The 16,465-nt window shown below is 60.3% G+C and carries 15 protein-coding genes and 1 pseudogene; 8 read left to right on the top strand and 8 right to left on the bottom strand.

Annotated elements, in window-relative coordinates:
• Positions 1-54: 54 nt before the first annotated feature.
• The 5 genes and pseudogenes from N4R57_01875 to N4R57_01855 form a co-directional block, all read right to left on the bottom strand.
• On the bottom strand, positions 55-672 hold the full coding sequence (locus N4R57_01875) for an ABC transporter ATP-binding protein (GenBank protein UYV39491.1): 618 nt from the start codon (positions 670-672) through the stop codon (positions 55-57).
• Between the two features lie 18 nt (positions 673-690).
• Positions 691-1,118 (bottom strand): annotated as a pseudogene (locus N4R57_01870) (ABC transporter ATP-binding protein).
• On the bottom strand, positions 1,115-1,906 hold the full coding sequence (locus tag N4R57_01865; protein ID UYV37884.1) for an ABC transporter permease: 792 nt from the start codon (positions 1,904-1,906) through the stop codon (positions 1,115-1,117). The pseudogene N4R57_01870 and the gene N4R57_01865 overlap by 4 nt, the downstream one beginning before the upstream one ends.
• Position 1,907: 1 nt before the next feature.
• Positions 1,908-2,762 carry an ABC transporter permease gene (locus tag N4R57_01860; protein ID UYV37883.1) on the bottom strand — a complete coding sequence of 285 codons (855 nt, stop codon included), beginning with the start codon at positions 2,760-2,762 and terminating at the stop codon, positions 1,908-1,910.
• Between the two features lie 104 nt (positions 2,763-2,866).
• The gene (locus tag N4R57_01855; GenBank protein ID UYV37882.1) at positions 2,867-3,916 is read right to left on the bottom strand and encodes a spermidine/putrescine ABC transporter substrate-binding protein; all 1,050 of its coding nucleotides are present in this window, start codon (positions 3,914-3,916) and stop codon (positions 2,867-2,869) included.
• A gap of 264 nt (positions 3,917-4,180) precedes the next feature.
• Here N4R57_01855 and N4R57_01850 point away from each other — a divergent pair, with 264 nt between their 5' ends.
• Together N4R57_01850 and N4R57_01845 are read left to right on the top strand one after the other, a co-directional pair.
• Positions 4,181-5,011 carry a GntR family transcriptional regulator gene (locus N4R57_01850; protein UYV37881.1) on the top strand — a complete coding sequence of 277 codons (831 nt, stop codon included), beginning with the start codon at positions 4,181-4,183 and terminating at the stop codon, positions 5,009-5,011.
• Positions 5,012-5,027: 16 nt separating this feature from the next.
• Entirely contained in the window at positions 5,028-6,845 is a 1,818-nt protein-coding gene (locus tag N4R57_01845; protein UYV37880.1) for a glycosyltransferase, read from the top strand.
• Here N4R57_01845 and N4R57_01840 read toward each other — a convergent pair.
• Positions 6,829-7,506, bottom strand: coding sequence for a TetR/AcrR family transcriptional regulator (locus N4R57_01840; GenBank protein UYV37879.1), 678 nt, complete (start codon positions 7,504-7,506; stop codon positions 6,829-6,831). The genes N4R57_01845 and N4R57_01840 overlap by 17 nt on opposite strands.
• Before the next feature lie 129 nt (positions 7,507-7,635).
• On the opposite strand from N4R57_01840, the gene N4R57_01835 reads away from it, so the two are divergent.
• Positions 7,636-9,021, top strand: a complete 1,386-nt coding sequence (locus N4R57_01835; protein UYV37878.1) for an aminotransferase — start codon at positions 7,636-7,638, stop codon at positions 9,019-9,021.
• A 55-nt stretch (positions 9,022-9,076) separates the two neighbouring features.
• On the opposite strand, the gene N4R57_01830 is transcribed toward N4R57_01835, so the two are convergent.
• Entirely contained in the window at positions 9,077-9,409 is a 333-nt protein-coding gene (locus N4R57_01830) for a hypothetical protein (protein ID UYV37877.1), read from the bottom strand.
• 129 nt (positions 9,410-9,538) lie between these two features.
• Between N4R57_01830 and N4R57_01825 the strand changes: the two genes are divergently transcribed.
• On the top strand, positions 9,539-10,609 hold the full coding sequence (locus N4R57_01825; protein UYV37876.1) for a transporter substrate-binding domain-containing protein: 1,071 nt from the start codon (positions 9,539-9,541) through the stop codon (positions 10,607-10,609).
• 308 nt (positions 10,610-10,917) lie between these two features.
• Here N4R57_01825 and dapD read toward each other — a convergent pair whose 3' ends face one another.
• Complete coding sequence (gene dapD, locus N4R57_01820; GenBank protein UYV37875.1) at positions 10,918-11,745, bottom strand: 2,3,4,5-tetrahydropyridine-2,6-dicarboxylate N-succinyltransferase; 828 nt, start codon at positions 11,743-11,745, stop codon at positions 10,918-10,920.
• Between the two features lie 364 nt (positions 11,746-12,109).
• Between dapD and N4R57_01815 the strand changes: the two genes are divergently transcribed.
• From N4R57_01815 to N4R57_01800, 4 genes are all read left to right on the top strand, one after another.
• A complete protein-coding gene (locus N4R57_01815; GenBank protein ID UYV37874.1) occupies positions 12,110-12,997 on the top strand; it encodes a CPBP family intramembrane metalloprotease in 888 nt (295 codons plus the stop codon).
• Positions 12,994-13,908, top strand: a complete 915-nt coding sequence (locus N4R57_01810; protein UYV37873.1) for a CPBP family intramembrane metalloprotease — start codon at positions 12,994-12,996, stop codon at positions 13,906-13,908. The genes N4R57_01815 and N4R57_01810 overlap by 4 nt, the downstream gene beginning before the upstream one ends.
• Positions 13,909-13,998: 90 nt before the next feature.
• Entirely contained in the window at positions 13,999-15,012 is a 1,014-nt protein-coding gene (accD, locus tag N4R57_01805; GenBank protein UYV37872.1) for an acetyl-CoA carboxylase, carboxyltransferase subunit beta, read from the top strand.
• Positions 15,009-16,274 (top strand): bifunctional folylpolyglutamate synthase/dihydrofolate synthase, encoded by a 1,266-nt coding sequence (locus N4R57_01800; GenBank protein UYV37871.1) that lies wholly within the window; start codon positions 15,009-15,011, stop codon positions 16,272-16,274. Before accD ends, N4R57_01800 begins: the two co-directional genes overlap by 4 nt.
• The last annotated feature ends 191 nt before the right edge of the window (positions 16,275-16,465 follow it).

The raw sequence follows: 16,465 nt of genomic DNA, 5'->3' as shown, positions 1-16,465 counted from the left end.
AAAGTCACTCCACTGTTGCCCGCGATTGTGCGGAAGTTTTTGATTGTTAGGGTGTCATGCCGCGAAAATGCGGGTGTCCTTGGCCGCCCAGCCAAGGGTGACCTCATCGCCTTGCGACAAGGGGTTTGCGTCCGCGTCATGGGCGGTCAACCGCACCAGAACCGGATCAGGCGATAGATAGGTCTGCAAATGCACCTGCAAATCCAACCCGTGATAGGCGGTCGCCAGAACGCGCCCGGTCATGCGGTTGTCGCCATCCTGCGCGCCAATATGCAAACGCTCCGGGCGCACCGCGATCACCACTTTGTCACCCGTGGCCACTCCGTCCGGCACCTCCGCCGCAATCGGCGTCAGATCACTGGCCACAAGCCCGTTGTCTCTGACCTCTCCGGGCAGGAAATTCATCACACCGATAAAATCCGCGGCATATTGGCTGCTGGGGCGCTCGTAAATGTCGTGCGGCGTGGCGCATTGCAACAGGCCGCCATCCTTCAAAATCGCAACCCTGTCGGCCATCACCAACGCCTCTTCCTGATCGTGGGTCACGATGATGAACGTGATGCCGAATTCATGCTGGATCCGCTTAAGCTCAAGCTGCATGTCCCCACGCAGCTTCTTGTCCAACGCCCCCAGCGGCTCATCCAGCAAAAGCAATCGTGGCCGCTTGATCAACGCACGCCCCAAAGCAACCCGCTGCCGCTGCCCCCCGACAATTGGTCGGGCTTGCGGCGCGCCAGATGCGACAGCTGGATAATCTCCAACATTTCCTCAACGCGGGTCTTGATCTCGGCCTTGGCGACCTTCTCCATCTCAAGACCATAGGCGATGTTCTGGGCGACACTCATATGCGGAAACAACGCATAGCTCTGAAACATCAGGTTAACCGGGCGATGGTTCGGCGGCACCTGCGAGATGTCCTTGCCATCAAGGAAAATCTGCCCCGCCGTCGGAAGCTCGAACCCCGCAAGCATGCGCAAAAGCGTCGTCTTGCCGCTGCCCGATGCGCCCAAAAGGGCAAAGAACTCATTCTCGTGGATATCAAGGTTCAACCCATCAACCGCGCGGACGGTGCCGAATTTCTTTTCAACATTTCTAAGTGACAAAAGCGGCTGGGTCATTGTCCCGGAAGGCCTCCGCGGTTCAGACGTTGCGACAGGGTCAAGGCGATGACCGAAACGGCCATCACAATCGTCGCAAGTGCATTGATTTCAGGGGTGACGCCAAAACGGATCATCGCAAAGATCTGCATCGGCAAAGTGATTGAATCGCGCCCGGCACCGGCGGTGAAAAACGCGATGATGAACTCGTCCACCGACAGGGTAAACGCCAACAACGCCCCGGCAATGATCGCCGGCAACATCACCGGCAACACGATCCTAAACAGCGTCACAGGCGTCGACGCCCCCAGATCACTCGAGGCCTCGACAATCGACCAATCAAACGTCTTGAGCCGCGCCCGCACGACCGAACAGACAAACGCAAGGTTAAACACCACATGGCTGAGGATCACGGTATGCAGCCCCATCGTGATGTCGAGCATCGAGAAAAAGCTCAAGAGCGCGATTGCCAAAACGATATCGGGAATGATCATCGGCGCGAATATGATGGTCTCAAGGAACCGCCCCTTGCGCCGCCTGATCTCCACACCAATCGCCAGCAACGTGCCAAGGATCGTCGCCAGAATGGTCGACACGATTGCCACGATCAACGTGTTGAGCGCCGCCGAGGTGATATCGGAATTGCGCATCAATTCGCCGTACCATTTTACCGAAAACCCGGTCCACGCCGTGGGCAAACCACCCTCGTTGAACGACAGCGCCACAAGCACGGAGATCGGCAGATAGAGGAACGCAAAAACAGCCGACAGGATAAGCAGCATCAAGCGCGGATTGGCTTGCGACATCATCTCAACCCTCCTCCCGCTTGGCGCCCGCTGCGCGTTCGGTGGCAAAGGTCTGCAAGGTCAAAAGCCCCATCATGATCCCGATCAAAACCATCGACAGCGCCGCACCGAACGGCCAGTCATTGGCGGTCAGAAATTGCGCATAAACAAGGTTGCCGATCATCTGGAACTGCCCCCCGCCCAACAGCGCAGGCGTCACGAAATTGCCAATCGACAGCACAAAAACAAAGACGAACCCGGTCGCAATCCCCGGCACCGTCATCGGCAGGATCACCCGCCGGAACGTCGTCCACCCCGAAGCCCCCAGATCGCGCGAGGCTTCGGAAATCTCCGGGTTCAGCCGCGACAGCGGCGCGTAACACGCCAGAATAACGAACGGCAGATAGTTATAAACCAACCCGATCACGACCGCGCTCTCGGTATAAAGCAATCGCGGCAATTCGCCGTCATAGCCCAGCCAGCGCGCCACGCCGGTGATCAACCCCTCGCGGTTCAACAACACGATCCACGCGTATGTCCGCACCAGATAGTTCGACCAGAACGGCAAGACGGCAAAGAACAACAATATCGGCTGACGCCGCGCCGGTGCTGCAGCAATGGCAAAGGCCGCCGCATAGCCGATGACAACAGCGATCAGCGCCGCCAAGCCCGCAATCCCTGCCGATTTAAGGAAAATCCCCGCGTAAAGCGGATCAACCACAAGCGCGAGATTTTCCAAGGTAAACGTGTATTCGATCCCGCCATAGGTGCCGCGCCGGAAAAACGCCAACGCCAGGATCAAGAGGCATGGAATGACCATAAAAGCCGTCAGCCAAGCCATCGCCGGCGCCATCAGGAATATGGGTTTGCGATCTTTCATAGGGACACTTTTCGTTTCGCAAGGCGCACGCGGGTTGCGATCTCGGGACAGGGTCAATTGGCCCGACAGGTCTCTCCACCTGCCGGACCAACGAGGAGTCGTGCTTACTGCGCCGCTTTGATCTCAGAGACCGTGCGCGAATAAAGCCGCTGTGCTTCGCCAACATCACGAAGCTGCTCATAGCCCAACAGAGCCTCAGGGCTGATTGTCATGTTGGTATAGCTGGCCAGAAACTCTTTGCTCAGCCCATCCATCGCGGGCTTGTTCGGCACCTTGTAAAGGATGTTTTCAGCCGCCCAACGGTGATTTTTCTCGTCCAGAATAAAGTTCACGAACGCATAGGCCGCGTCTTTGTTCTCGGAATTCTTCAGGATCACCATGGTGTCCACCCAAAGATCCGATCCCTCTTTCGGGATCACGTATTTGATGTCGGTGTTTTCCGCGATGCCATAGTTGCACCAGCCGTCCCACGCATGCACCAACTCCGCTTCGCCCGATACCAGCTTGGCGTAGAACGTCGTATCGTCATAAGCCAACAGCGTTTTCTTGGCCTCGACCAACAGATCGCGCACTTCGGCGACCTTGCCGGCATCGGTCTCATTCACCGAATAGCCCTTGGCCAAGAACCCGGCCCCAAGCAGCCAGCGATCCGTGGCAAGCATGGTGGTCTTGCCGCTCACCCCGTCGGCCGGTGCCAAAAGATCCATCCAGCTGTCCGGCGTGCCCGCAACCTTGTCAGAGCGATAGCAAAGCCCGGTCGTGCCCCACGCATAAGGCACCGAGAACGTGTTGCCCGGATCATGCTTCAACTCGCCCGCTTCGGGGTACAGGTTGGCAATATTGAGCAGCTTGGCGTGGTCCAGCGTTTCGGCAAGCCCAAGATTGTGCAGCACTTCGGCAAATGGCGAGGACACGAAAACCACGTCATAGCCCTTGCCCTTGGACGCAATCAGCTTGCCCATGATCTCTTCGTTGGTCCCGTGCAGAACCAGCTCGGCATCATGGCCGGTTGCCTTGCTGTAGGCCTCGATCGCGTCCGCGGCCATATAGCCATCCCAGTTCGACACAACGAGGTTTTCGGCATGGAGCGCCGAAGCAGCCCCCATCATCGCAACCAGCGACAGCGCGGTTTTGGTCATTCGTTTTAGAGCCATTAGAACTCTCCCTGTTTTTTTGGTTTTTCCGACACGAAAGGCCGGTGAATGTTTTGGCGGCCCTTGCAAGCCGATAACAATATTAGTATTTTTGTATTCAATAATACGTCAATTTGTATTTGATGTTCTTTTACGAATGACAGCAACAGGCGGTACGAAACGCCAATAAAAGAGGCGCACCCAGTGGTATCCGCAAAACGCAGCGCGCATCAAAGCCACCTCAAGCTGGCCCAACGGGTTGTCGGCGTCGCGCTCGAGCGCGGCATGGCGCGCGGTGACCACCTGCCAGAAAAGGCCATGTCAGAGGCCTGTGGCGTCTCCAGAACTCCGATCCGGTCAGCATTCAAGCTACTGGAATCAAAGAATATACTAGAGTGGCGACAAGAACAGGGATATTTCCTCGCACTTGACGCCCCGGACGTGATTTCCGACGCCCTCAATGAACTGGAAAGCGCCGAAGATTCTCTGGCCCGCCGCATCCTTGCGGACCGCGCCGAACGCCGCATCGGCGAAATCGAATCGGTAAGCGCCCTCTCCCGGCGCTATGACGCCTCCAGAAACTCGGTACTATTTGCGCTTAAAGTACTGGCCAACGATGGGATCGTAACCCAGCTACCCGGCCGCGCATGGGCCTTCCAGCCGATGATCGATTCTCCGAATTCGGTCGCCGAGAGCTTCGAAATGCGCCTGCTGCTCGAACCGCTGGCCCTCATTTCTCCGGGTTTCGCCCTCGATAGCAAGCCCGTCGGCCTGCTGCGTGCCCAGATAAACGACTTTCTCGACCTTGATGAAACCCGCAAATCAGCGACCCGCTTTCATCGCCTTGATGTCGATTTTCACAGCATGATCGCCGAAGGCTCTGGCAACCGCTTTGCGCGCAGCACCCTCTTGGCGCACCACCGCCTGCGCCATGCCTCGCGCAAAGGCAAAACAATCCCGTCCTTTCGCATGCATCAAGCCATGCAAGAGCACCTCGAAATTCTTGACAGTCTAGAGCGCAAACAACATGAACTCGCGGCGGACCAGATGACAGTCCACTTGCGCCGCTCAAGCATCCGCCGCCCCGAAGCCGCCAACCGCGGCATCTCCCCCTAACCCGAGGTCCGCGCCCGTGAATTCAACCCCAACCATCGCCCTGTTCCCCGAAGCCAGCTTCGGCGCTGCGTTGAACTGCGTCGGGATCGCTCAGGAACTGCGCAAGCAAGGCGCAAGGCCGGTCTTTATCTGTCACCCCGGCTTCACCGGGATTTTCGCCGAATATGGCTTCATGGAATACCACCTGACCTCATCGGAGAAGCACGACTCCCAAAGCGATGAAGGCCGCTGGGAGGATTTCCTCAACACCCATCTGCCCAATTTCAACCTAAGCCCGTTTGACCAGATCGCCACCTACGTTGCCCCCACATGGGACGCGATCGTAGATAGCGCCATCGGCGTCGAAGACAGCCTGCGCGACATCCTCGCCCAGATCCGCCCCGATGTGGTGCTGCTCGACAATGTCATCATGTTCCCGGCGATTGCCCGCGCCGGATGCCCTTGGGTGCGCGTGGTCTCTTGCGCCGAAACCGAAATTCCCGATCCTGCGGTGCCGCCCTATCTGTCGGGCCTTGATCCCGATGACACCGAAAGCTGCGCCGCGTTTCACAAGGCCTACCGCGCCGCCATTCGCAAAAGCCACCGGCGCTACAACGCCTTTCGCAAAAAATGCGGCCTCGCGCCGCTGCCCGATGACATCTTCCTCGAAAACTCGCAAAGCCTGAACCTGCTCCTCGCCCCCTCTGCGGTGCGCTATCAGCGGGCCGCCCCCCTGCCCGCCGATCAATTCCTGTTCCTCGAAGGCTGCGTGCGTCAGGAAAGCCCGTTTGAACTGCCCCATTTCCCGGCCCAATCCGGCCCCGTGGTCTATACCAGCTTTGGCTCGCTCGGCGCGTTGGACACCACCTTGATCCAACATCTGATCAACGCTTTCGCCCATATCCCGGCCCGCTTTATCGTCAACGCCGGCGGCTATTTCGATAGCTACGATCAAGTGCCCGACAACGTGCATCTGGGCGACTGGTTTCCGCAACCCTCTGTTGTCGCGCAATGCGATCTCTTCATCCACCACGGCGGCAACAACAGCTTTTGCGAGGCGCTCTATCACGGCGTGCCCTCTCTGGTGATGCCCTATTGCTGGGACGGCCACGACAACGCCCAAGCGGCCGAAGCCTCGGGCGTTGGCAAACGCGTCAACCGCGCGGCATGGACCGCCGACAGCCTTCACCAAGACATCATGTCTCTCGCCCAAAACACTGACATGCGGGCACGACTGGCCGGTATTTCCCAAACGATGCAGCGCCACCCCGGTACAGAACACGCCGCCAGCGCGGTGATGACGTTGCTATCGCGCTCCCCCTCGACAGCCGCGCCCAAGGGAAAACCAATGAGCCCGTTTGACAATCCTTTCCCGCCAAATGACACGGATCGCCATGCCTTGTGGGAGGCCCACATGCGCGTGGACATCGACGCCTTTATCGCCGCCGATTGGGACGCGGTTGTCGATGATTTCGACACCGCCAACTTCTTTGCGATTGATGCCGGGTTTTCCGATGATCCCGCCGATTGGACCGTCGGCTTTCCCACCCTCGCCGCCTATCGCGACACTTGGCTGCGCAGCTCCGCCGAAACCCGCGAAAAGGCAGACATGCAAAACCTGCGTCACGCGTTGTTTTCAGGCGCAAAAATCAAACGCATCGACTTCTACCCGGATCACACCGCGATCATGCACAAGGTCTTCGACGGTAACCTGCCACTCAAGGACGGCACCATCGAACCCTATGCTTGGCAATCGGTATTCACCCTGCGCAAGATTGCCGGATCATGGAAAATCATCTCATTTGTGGGATATATGGGCAACCAAAGCGCGCCCACCATCACAGCGCCCCAATAACCGCCGCACAACGCCGGGCATAGGCGCTCAAACGGCCTCCGCGCGCCCCGCCTCTACTGGCACGGCAAGCTCGACCATGGCATCGGTCATCGCCTTGATCTGCGCCAAAAGGTGCCTCAAACGAGGGCCCCTCCGACCATGCGTACTCCAGAAAAAGCATGTTGGCATTGTTATAGAGCATCGCCCCAAACACGTTGCAATCAAGGTCCGCCCGCAATTTCCCTCGCGCCCTAAGCCGATTGGCGGCGTCCACAACCTGTTGGCGCAGCGCCCTGTCTGAATTGCGCAGGCGCTTGGCATGCGCACTCGACACATCTGAAAAAGCGAGCGCAAAGCCAAGCCGCCAAAGATCGCGATGCAACATCATGAAGGTGTCGCCGTAGTAAATCTCGAACAGCCCGCCCAGCGCCTCTTGTGCCGTGGCCTGCGCGTCGATGTTGAACCCGTCGCCCAGATCAAGCAGGTGTTCGTTCTCAATCGCCGCCAAGGTCAGCAGGATCTCATTCTTGCCGCCGAAATAGTTATAAAGCGTGCCCGGCGACACTTCGGCCAACTCGGCGATCGCCTCGGCGCGCACATCATCAAAGCTCTGACGCGTCAACAACTCCCGCGCGGCATCAAGGATGCGCACCATGCGCTCGGCTTTCTGTTTTTCTCGCAACCCCATGCCCCAACATATGCGTCACAATCAAAGTCGCGTCAATTTTATAGTTGACTCTAAATTTACACTTAACTTAAAATTTTTCCACCGCCCCGCACGCCAAACATCCACCCCGCCGAGGAGCCGAAAATGCCTCAAGACGTTGAAAGCCAGATCAAGAACGACAAAGGCGACCGTAATTTCCTGCACCCTTGGCAAGACGCAACAGCGATCGGCGATGAACAATGGACCTCGCTTGCCTCGAGCGATGGCATCTATGTGCGCGACGCGGACGGCAACCGGCTGATCGACGGCCCCGGCGGCATGTGGTGCGTCAATGTTGGCCACGGCCGCGAAGAAATCATCGCGGCGGTGACCCAGCAAATGCGCGACCTGACCTATTTCTCGCCGTGGTCCATGGCCGCGGACACCACAACCCAACTGGCCGCCCGCCTTGCCGATCTCGCGCCCGGCGATCTCAACACCGTGTTCTTCACCACCGGCGGCTCTACGGCTGTTGATTCGGGCCTGCGCTTTGCTTTCCTCTATAACAACGCCCTCGGTCGGCCAGAGAAAAAGCACATCATCGCACGGGTCAACGGCTATCACGGCGGCACCTACCTCAGCTCAAGCTGCTCGGGCAAGATGCGCGAGAAGGAGGGCATGGACATGATCACCGATCAAATCCACTTCCTGCCCTGCCCCAAGCCCAAAGACCGCCCCGCCGGTCAATCAATCGAGGCGTTCTGCGATGAGAAAGTCGCCGATCTCGAGGCCAAAATCACCGAGCTTGGCGCAGACAAGGTGGCCGCCTTTATCGCCGAGCCGATTATGGCCTCCGGCGGCGTCATCATCCCGCCAGACGGCTACTACAAACGCTGTCACGAGGTTTGCCGCAAGCATGACGTGCTGTTCATCGCGGACGAGGTCGTCACCGCCTTCGGGCGGCTGGGGTATCACTTTGCGTGCCAAGACGTCTTTGGCGTCACCCCAGACATGATCACCAACGCCAAGGGGCTGACCTCTGGCTATGTCCCGATGGGCGCCCTGCTGATCTCGGACCGTCTGCTTGATGACATGCGCCGCGCCTCGGACGCGCCTCATGGCTTCTTCAGCGGGTTCACCTATTCGGGCCATCCGGTCGCGGCGGCGGCGGCAATGGCAAATCTCGACATCATGGAAAACGAAGGGTTGATGCAACGCGTCCGCGAGATCGGCCCCTATTTCGCAAAAGCCCTCACAAGCCTCGAAGACCTGCCCGTGGTGTCTCAGGTGCGCGTCTGTGGGCTGATGGCTGGCGTCGAATGCGAACTTGATGCGAACACCCCTGACGAGGACCGCGATTACGCCTTCGCGCTCAGGGTTGACGCGATCTGTCAGGGCCTCGGATTGCTGGTGCGCCCGATCTATAATGCCTGCGTGATTTCACCGCCCTTAACCATCTCGCGCGCGCAAATCGACACGCTTGTCGGCATCCTGCGCAAGGGCATCATGCAAGCGTCAGAGACCGAAGCCGGCGCAATGGGGCTTGCCTGACAGATGCTCCTCCACCAGGCCGCGGCGTCACGCCCGGCCCGGCGGCAACCCCGGCTCAATCCTCGTAAAACGGCGTCACTTGCGCCACGATCACCGCGTTCTCTTCCAATGCCCGCTGCATCAATCCGCGCTCCTCGCCCGAGATGTCATGCCCCTCGGCCTCCCGCTCGGCCAATGTGCCATAGCCGGTCACATCCAAAGGCGCCGTGTCCGCCTGTTTCAAAATCGCCACCGTCTCGCGCACCGCTTCGGCCTCGTCCACACCGCTGGCAAATACCATAAGCGCCGCGCCGGTCGCCGCCTTGGGCAAACCGTCGCCCTCTTTGCGCCCGATTTGAACCAGCAAGGTATAAACCTCCTGACGCGAGGGTTTGTCTTTCTTCGCCATGTCCGCTGTGCCTTCTTTTGCGCTTGGGTCGTGCCCCTGCCATGCCTCTAAATGCCGCAAAGGTCCACCCTATGCACAGCCGCGTTCTGCGTGCTAAGACCGGCCAAGACCACTTGGGGACAACCGCTTATGCCTATTTCCGTGCTCCGCATCCTGCGCGGCCTTGCGTTGACGCTCGGCTTTCTCCTTACAACTTTGCCCGCGTCCGCCCAGACGCTGACCTTTGCCACAATTGATCGCCCGCCCTTTGCCAAGGAAACCGCCGATGGTTTTACCGGCTTTTCAATAGAGCTGATGCAAGCGATTGCGACCGAAATGGGCCGGACCGTGACCTTTCAAAAGTTTGATCGCTTCTCGGATATGTTTGCCGCCCTCGGGTCGGGCGACGTGGACGGAGCGATCGCCAATATCTCGATCACCGCCTCACGCGAAGCGATTATGGATTTCACCCACCCGATCTTTGATGCCGGCCTGCAAATCATGGTGCCGCGTGACTCTGGCGGGCCAAACATCTTCTCGGCGCTGTTCACGTGGGATCTTGCCCTCGCCATTCTGGCCGCGGTTGCCCTGTTGTTCGGTGGCGGCCTCTTGATGTGGTGGTTTGAACGCAACCGCCAACCCTATTTCGACCGCCCAGCGCGGGAGGCGTTGTTCCCGTCATTCTGGTGGGCGCTCAATCTGGTTGTGAACGGCGGCTTTGAAGAGCGCGTGCCGCAATCGCGGCCCGGCCGCTTCTTTGCTGTGGTGCTGGTGATCTCATCGCTCTTTATCGTGTCGATCTTTGTCGCCCGCATCACCGCCGCCATGACGGTCGAGGCGATCACCGGCAATATCCAATCCATGTCTGATCTCGATGGCCGCCGGATCGGCTCCACCACCGGCTCAACCGCCTCGGCCTACCTAGAGACGCGCGGCCTCGGCCACGTTGGCTATGATGATCTCGCCCCGATGCTGCGCGATTTCGAAGCCGGAAAGCTTGAAGCCGTGGTCTTCGATGGCCCGATCCTCGCATGGTACATCCGCACCGAAGGCGCCTCCCACGGCCGCCTCCTGCCGCCTGTGTTCAAACCCGAAAACTACGGCATCGCGCTGCCCTCACAAAGCCCACTGATGGAAGAGATCAACCGCGCCCTGCTGTCCCTGCGCGAGTCGGGCGACTACGAAACGCTGCGCCGCAAGTATTTCGGCACCGGTTCTTAAAAATCGGCCTTCCGAAAAACAAGCGACTGAAACCGCTACTCCTGTAGGTGGATTGCGACGTTGTGGTCCGGTGCTGCAATAAACTCCGCTGCCCGTACATCCTGAGCCGCATGGCCCAGAACAATCAGCACCCCTAAAATCAATGCGCGCTTCATGACGCCCCCCTCGTGGTTTTGAGGCTTCAACGAATTAGCGCGACACATCCGTCGCCGAAAAAACGAAAAAGGGCAGGCAAATTGCCCACCCTCTTTTACTCTCTGCAAAGCGCGCCAAACAGCGTTCAGCCTGTCGCGAAATTAGGCGCGCATTCAGTCGCGCAGCAAATCGTTGATCGACGTCTTCGAGCGCGTCTGCGCATCCACCCGCTTCACGATCACGGCGCAATACAGGTTCACACCGTTCTTTGACGGCATCGAGCCCGAAACAACAACCGACCCGGCAGGCACTTCACCATACATGACTTCTCCAGTCTCGCGATCGACGATCTTGGTGGATTGGCCGATGAATACGCCCATGCCCAAAACCGAGCCTTCGCGCACGATGCAGCCCTCCACAACCTCGGACCGCGCCCCGATAAAGCAGTTGTCCTCAATGATGGTCGGCCCGGCTTGCATCGGCTCCAACACGCCGCCAATGCCAACACCGCCGGAAAGATGCACGTTCTTGCCGATCTGTGCGCAAGAGCCGACAGTGGCCCATGTATCCACCATGGTGCCCTCGTCCACATAGGCGCCAAGATTCACGAAAGACGGCATCAACACCACGCCCGGCGCGATGAAAGCACTCTTGCGAACGATGCAATTGGGGACCGCGCGAAACCCGGCGGCCTTCCACTGGTTGTCGCCCCAACCCTTGAACTTGCTGTCCACCTTGTCCCACCAGCCGCTGCCCTGCGGCCCGCCGGACTGTTCTTCCATGTCCTTGAGACGAAAGCCCAGCAAAACAGCCTTCTTGGCCCATTGGTTCACATGCCAATCGCCGTTTTCTTGCCGCTCCGCCACGCGCAAGGCGCCGCTGTCCAACGCGCCAAGCGTCTCTTCAATCGCCTCACGGGTTTCCCCGGTGGTGGCCGGCGTGATCGTATCCCGCGCGTCCCACGCGGCCTCGATGGCGGTTTCCAGATTTGCGTTCGACATGTCAGCCACTCCCTGCTGCGATTCCGTTATGCGTCCGCCCGCCTATAGCCGCAACACCCGCCCCATACAATGCGAACCCGATCCAAAGGAGCGCGTTCCGCGCACAGGTTTAGTAGATTGGGGGGCAGCCCCCAAAACGCGGGCCCAATTGGGGGCCAGCCCCCAAACCCCCGGGATACTTCCAGTCAGATGAAGCGAAATGGCCAGGGCTTCATCTGACCGTAAATATCCCCGCCGGAGGCTCCCACAGCTGCATCTAGCGCACCGCTCGCGGGTTCGCCCGTATCCCTCGGGTCATTTGGCCACGCGATGTGCAACAACACGAGGCTTCCCAAACGCCCCTTCCTGCGTCTAAAGCAGTGCCATGCGCTATGCCGCTCATGATACTCTGGTCGCTCCGGCCCGCCCTTCGGCCCAGCTTTGGCGGCTGGCATTGGGGCTTTGCATCATCACGGCCTGCTTTTTTGCGCTGGGCTATACCTATTTCAATCTGCTTGCGGAACTGGTGACCCAAGACGAATGGCCGCGCCTCGCCGACGAAATCGACCACGGTTCAACGCCGTGCGGAATGTTTGTCATCCTTGGCATTTTTGGCCTGCTGACGCTCTCGCTGATGCTGGTCATGAACCAACTGCATCATCGACAGATGCGCTCACTTTTGGGACACCCGGCCAAGGCGGCGCTGGATTTCTTGCGGGTCATGATTGCGCTTTCGGCGCTTGGCACTTTGCTGTGGCTGTTGCCTGAGCCCGCCGGCATGGAACCATCACCCGGCCTGCCCACGCTGCGCTGGTTGGCACTGCTGCCGCTCGCTTTGCCGCTGATTATGATACAGATCACCGCCGAAGAACTGGTCTTTCGCGGCTATCTTCAGAGCCAGCTTGCAGCGCGCTTTGCACATCCGCTTGTCTGGATCACCTTGCCCGCGCTGGGTTTTGCGCTGTTGCATTATGATCCGGCCACCGCCGGGGCGAACGCGCCGGTCTATGTGCTTGCGGCCTTCGTCTTTGGTCTTGCTGCCGCCGATCTCACCGCGCGGTCTGGCACGCTTGGCCCCGCCTTTGCCTTGCATTTCGCAATCAACGTCAGCGCCCTTTTGATCACCGCGCCACAGGGGCATAACTTCGGCCTCGCACTCAATCTTTATCCCTTCGCGCTTGATGACATCCCCGCCCGAGCCACATGGCTGCCCTATGACCTCATGGTCATGCTCTGCGCCTGGCTCGCGGCGCGGCTGGCGATTTCACGATGAGAGCACCCCCGGCAAAGCCCAACCGCTATGCCGCCCACGCCCGCTTCATCGAACCGGCGCGCGAAACACCGGGGCTGCGGCCTGTGCTTTTGGGATTTGCCCTTGTCGAGCTGCTGTTCCAAGCCGGGCAAAAGGCGCTTGGCCTCTTGCTTCGTGCCATCTCTCCGGCGCTGGAGCACGGCATGGCCACGGGCAACACCCCGGTCGGCCTGTTGCTCAACCTTGGATCTTTTGCGCTACTTGGGCTGGCGATTGCGCTGATCCTGCGGGTCTTGCATGACCGCTCATGGCTTAGCCTGCTGGGGCTCAACCCCGGTTTTGGCGCAACCTTCCGGACGACATGCCTCTATGTCGCTGTGGTGTTCTTTGCGGTCGAAATCCTGCTCATCGGCGTCGACTATGGCCCTGAGGTCACCCTGCGCCCGCTGCCGACATGGCTTACCCTGCTGCTCCCGGCGCTTGTCGTTCTGCTCGTTCAAACCGGCGCCGAAGAGCTGTTTTATCGCGGCTATCTGCAACAGCGTGTCGCGGTGCTTCTGCCGCATCCGGCCATGTGGCTTATCCTGCCCAACCTGCCCTTTGCGCTGGCCCATTGGAACGGCTATGCGCCGCCGGTCGAAAACCTCGCCTATATGCTCTGGGCATTCTGCTTCGGCCTTGCCGCCTCTGATTTGACCGCGCGCGCCGGGTCGCTGGCCCCGGCGCTGGGGCTGCACCTGATGAACAATGCCTATGCGTTTCTGTTCTTTGGCCAAAAGGGCGGCAATGACAGCGGCCTCGCGCTTGTCGTGCTTGATCCGCCGCTGCGCCCTGTGCCGGCGTCCGATACGCTTTGGGGCACGGGCCTACCTGCTGAACTGCTGCTTTTGCTTGCGACATGGCTCGCGGCGCGCCTCGCCATCGCACGCTAAGCTTTCCTCAAGGCTGCAATTGCATTTCCCGGCTCGGACGACTATCTCAAGGCTCACCAAAATCACTGTAGACAAAGGCGTCATCGGCCCATGAACTGGATCACCAACTACGTCCGCCCCCGGATCAACTCGATCTTTTCCCGCCGTGACACGCCGGAAAACCTCTGGCGCAAATGCGACGCGTGCGGCACCATGCTGTTCCACCGCGAGCTGACCGAGAACCTGAACGTCTGCACCTCTTGCGGCCACCACATGGCAATCACCCCGCGTGAACGCTTTGGCGCGCTGTTCGATGGCGGTATTTTTGCCGAAATCGACGTCCCCGCCGCCATCGAAGATCCGCTCAAGTTCCGCGATCAAAAGAAATACCCCGACCGCATGCGCACTGCCCAGAAAACCACGGGCGAGGTTGAGGCGATGCTCGTGGCCGAAGGCGAAATCGGGCGCACGCCCATCGTCGCCGCGGCACAGGATTTCAGCTTCATGGGTGGCTCCATGGGGATGTATGTCGGCAATGCCATCATTGCCGCCGCCGAACGCGCAGTGAAACTGAAACGCCCGCTGATCCTGTTTTCCGCCGCCGGTGGCGCGCGGATGCAAGAGGGGATCCTCTCGCTCATGCAAATGCCGCGCACCACGGTCGCCGTGCAGATGCTCAAGGAAGCGGGGCTGCCCTATATTGTTGTGCTGACCCACCCCACGACGGGCGGGGTTACGGCCTCCTATGCGATGCTCGGCGATGTCCACCTTGCCGAACCCAACGCGCTGATCTGCTTTGCCGGGCCGCGTGTGATCGAACAGACGCTGGGCGAAAAGCTCCCCGAAGGGTTCCAGCGCGCTGAATACCTCCTTGATCACGGCATGCTTGATCGCGTGACACCGCGTGGCGAAATGCGGGACGAGCTGATCACCATCACCCGCATGCTGCTTGGCCTGCCCCCCGCCATCGCCGGTGACCTGCCCGCCCCGACGGAAACGCCGCCCGAAGAGACCGCGCCCACCGCTGAAACTGCCGCCGAAGCTGCAATCAATACGCCTCCCGACCCCACCAAGGCACCGGCCAAGGCACAGGCAGCATCGAAGCAAGACGCGCCCAAGGAATGACCGCAACATCCGACGCCATCCTCGACCGGATGATGGCGCTCCACCCCAAGATCATCGACCTGACGCTTGATCGCATGTGGCGGCTGCTCGATGCGCTGGGCAATCCGCAAAACGCCCTGCCGCCGGTGATCCACATCGCTGGCACCAATGGCAAAGGCTCGACCCAAGCGATGATCCGCGCCGGGCTCGAAGGCTCGGGCCACCGCGTCCACGCCTATACCTCGCCGCATCTGGCGCGCTTTCACGAACGCATCCGCCTCGCCGGGGCGCTGATCGACGAAGACCACCTGACGTCGGTGCTCGATGAATGCTATGCCGCCAACAACGGCGAGACGATCACCTATTTCGAGATCACGACCTGCGCCGCCCTTCTCGCCATGTCGCGCAGCCATGCCGATTACACCCTGCTCGAAGTCGGCCTCGGCGGGCGGCTTGATGCGACCAATGTCCTCGACCGGCCCGCGCTCACTGTCATCACCCCGATCTCCATCGACCACGAGCAATTCCTCGGCAATACGCTGACCAAGATCGCGGGTGAAAAGGCCGGCATTCTCAAACGCGGCGTGCCCTGCGTCGTCGGCCCGCAACAGGACGAGGCGCTCGAAGTGATCGAAGCCCGCGCCGCCCGCCTTGCCGCGCCGCTGATCGCACAGGGCCAGCACTGGCACGTCTATGAAGAACGCGACCGGCTGGTGTTTCAGGATGAAACCGGCCTGCTCGACTTGCCCCTGCCCGTGCTGCCCGGGGCGCATCAGATCGACAATGCCGGGGCCGCTCTCGCCGCCCTGCGCGCACTTGGGACCGGCACGCCCGAAACCGCGATGACCAACGCCACGTGGCCTGCCCGCCTGCAACGCCTGCGCTCCGGCCCTCTAGCCGATGCGGCCCCCGGCGTGGAGCTCTGGCTTGATGGCGGGCACAACGCCGCCGCCGGACAGGCCATCGCCCGCCACCTCGCCGCCCTACCGGCGCGGCCCACGCATTTGATCTGCGGGATGCTCAATACCAAGGACATCTCGGGCTATCTCTCCCCGATGGCCCCGCAGGTGCAAAGCCTGACCGCCGTGTCGATCCCCGGAGAGAGCGCAACCCTCCCCGCCGCCGACACCGCCGCCGCCGCCAGCGCCGCTGGCATGACCGCGCAAACCGCAACCAGCGTTGCCAGCGCGCTTGCCGCGATCAGCGCCACGACGCCAAACGCCCGCGTCCTGATCTGCGGCTCGCTCTACTTGGCCGGGGCGGTTCTGCGCGAAAACGGCTAACCCGCGCCACGCTCGGCCAAGACGGCGCATTTTTGGGCACAGCGTCCGGCCATTGCCCCGCCCTTTCGCTTACAAAATCGCGAATCACCCGCGAAGCGCCGTCAAACCCGTCAACAACGAATCACTTTATGTTGACTGATTCGCGGTGATTCGCCTATATCTTGGAAAGCAGTCACAAACGCGCCAGCCTG

This window comes from Rhodobacteraceae bacterium D3-12 (genome assembly GCA_025916135.1).
Taxonomy (GTDB): Bacteria; Pseudomonadota; Alphaproteobacteria; order Rhodobacterales; family Rhodobacteraceae; genus JAKGBX01.
This window is presented reverse-complemented; position numbering and strand designations above follow the sequence as displayed.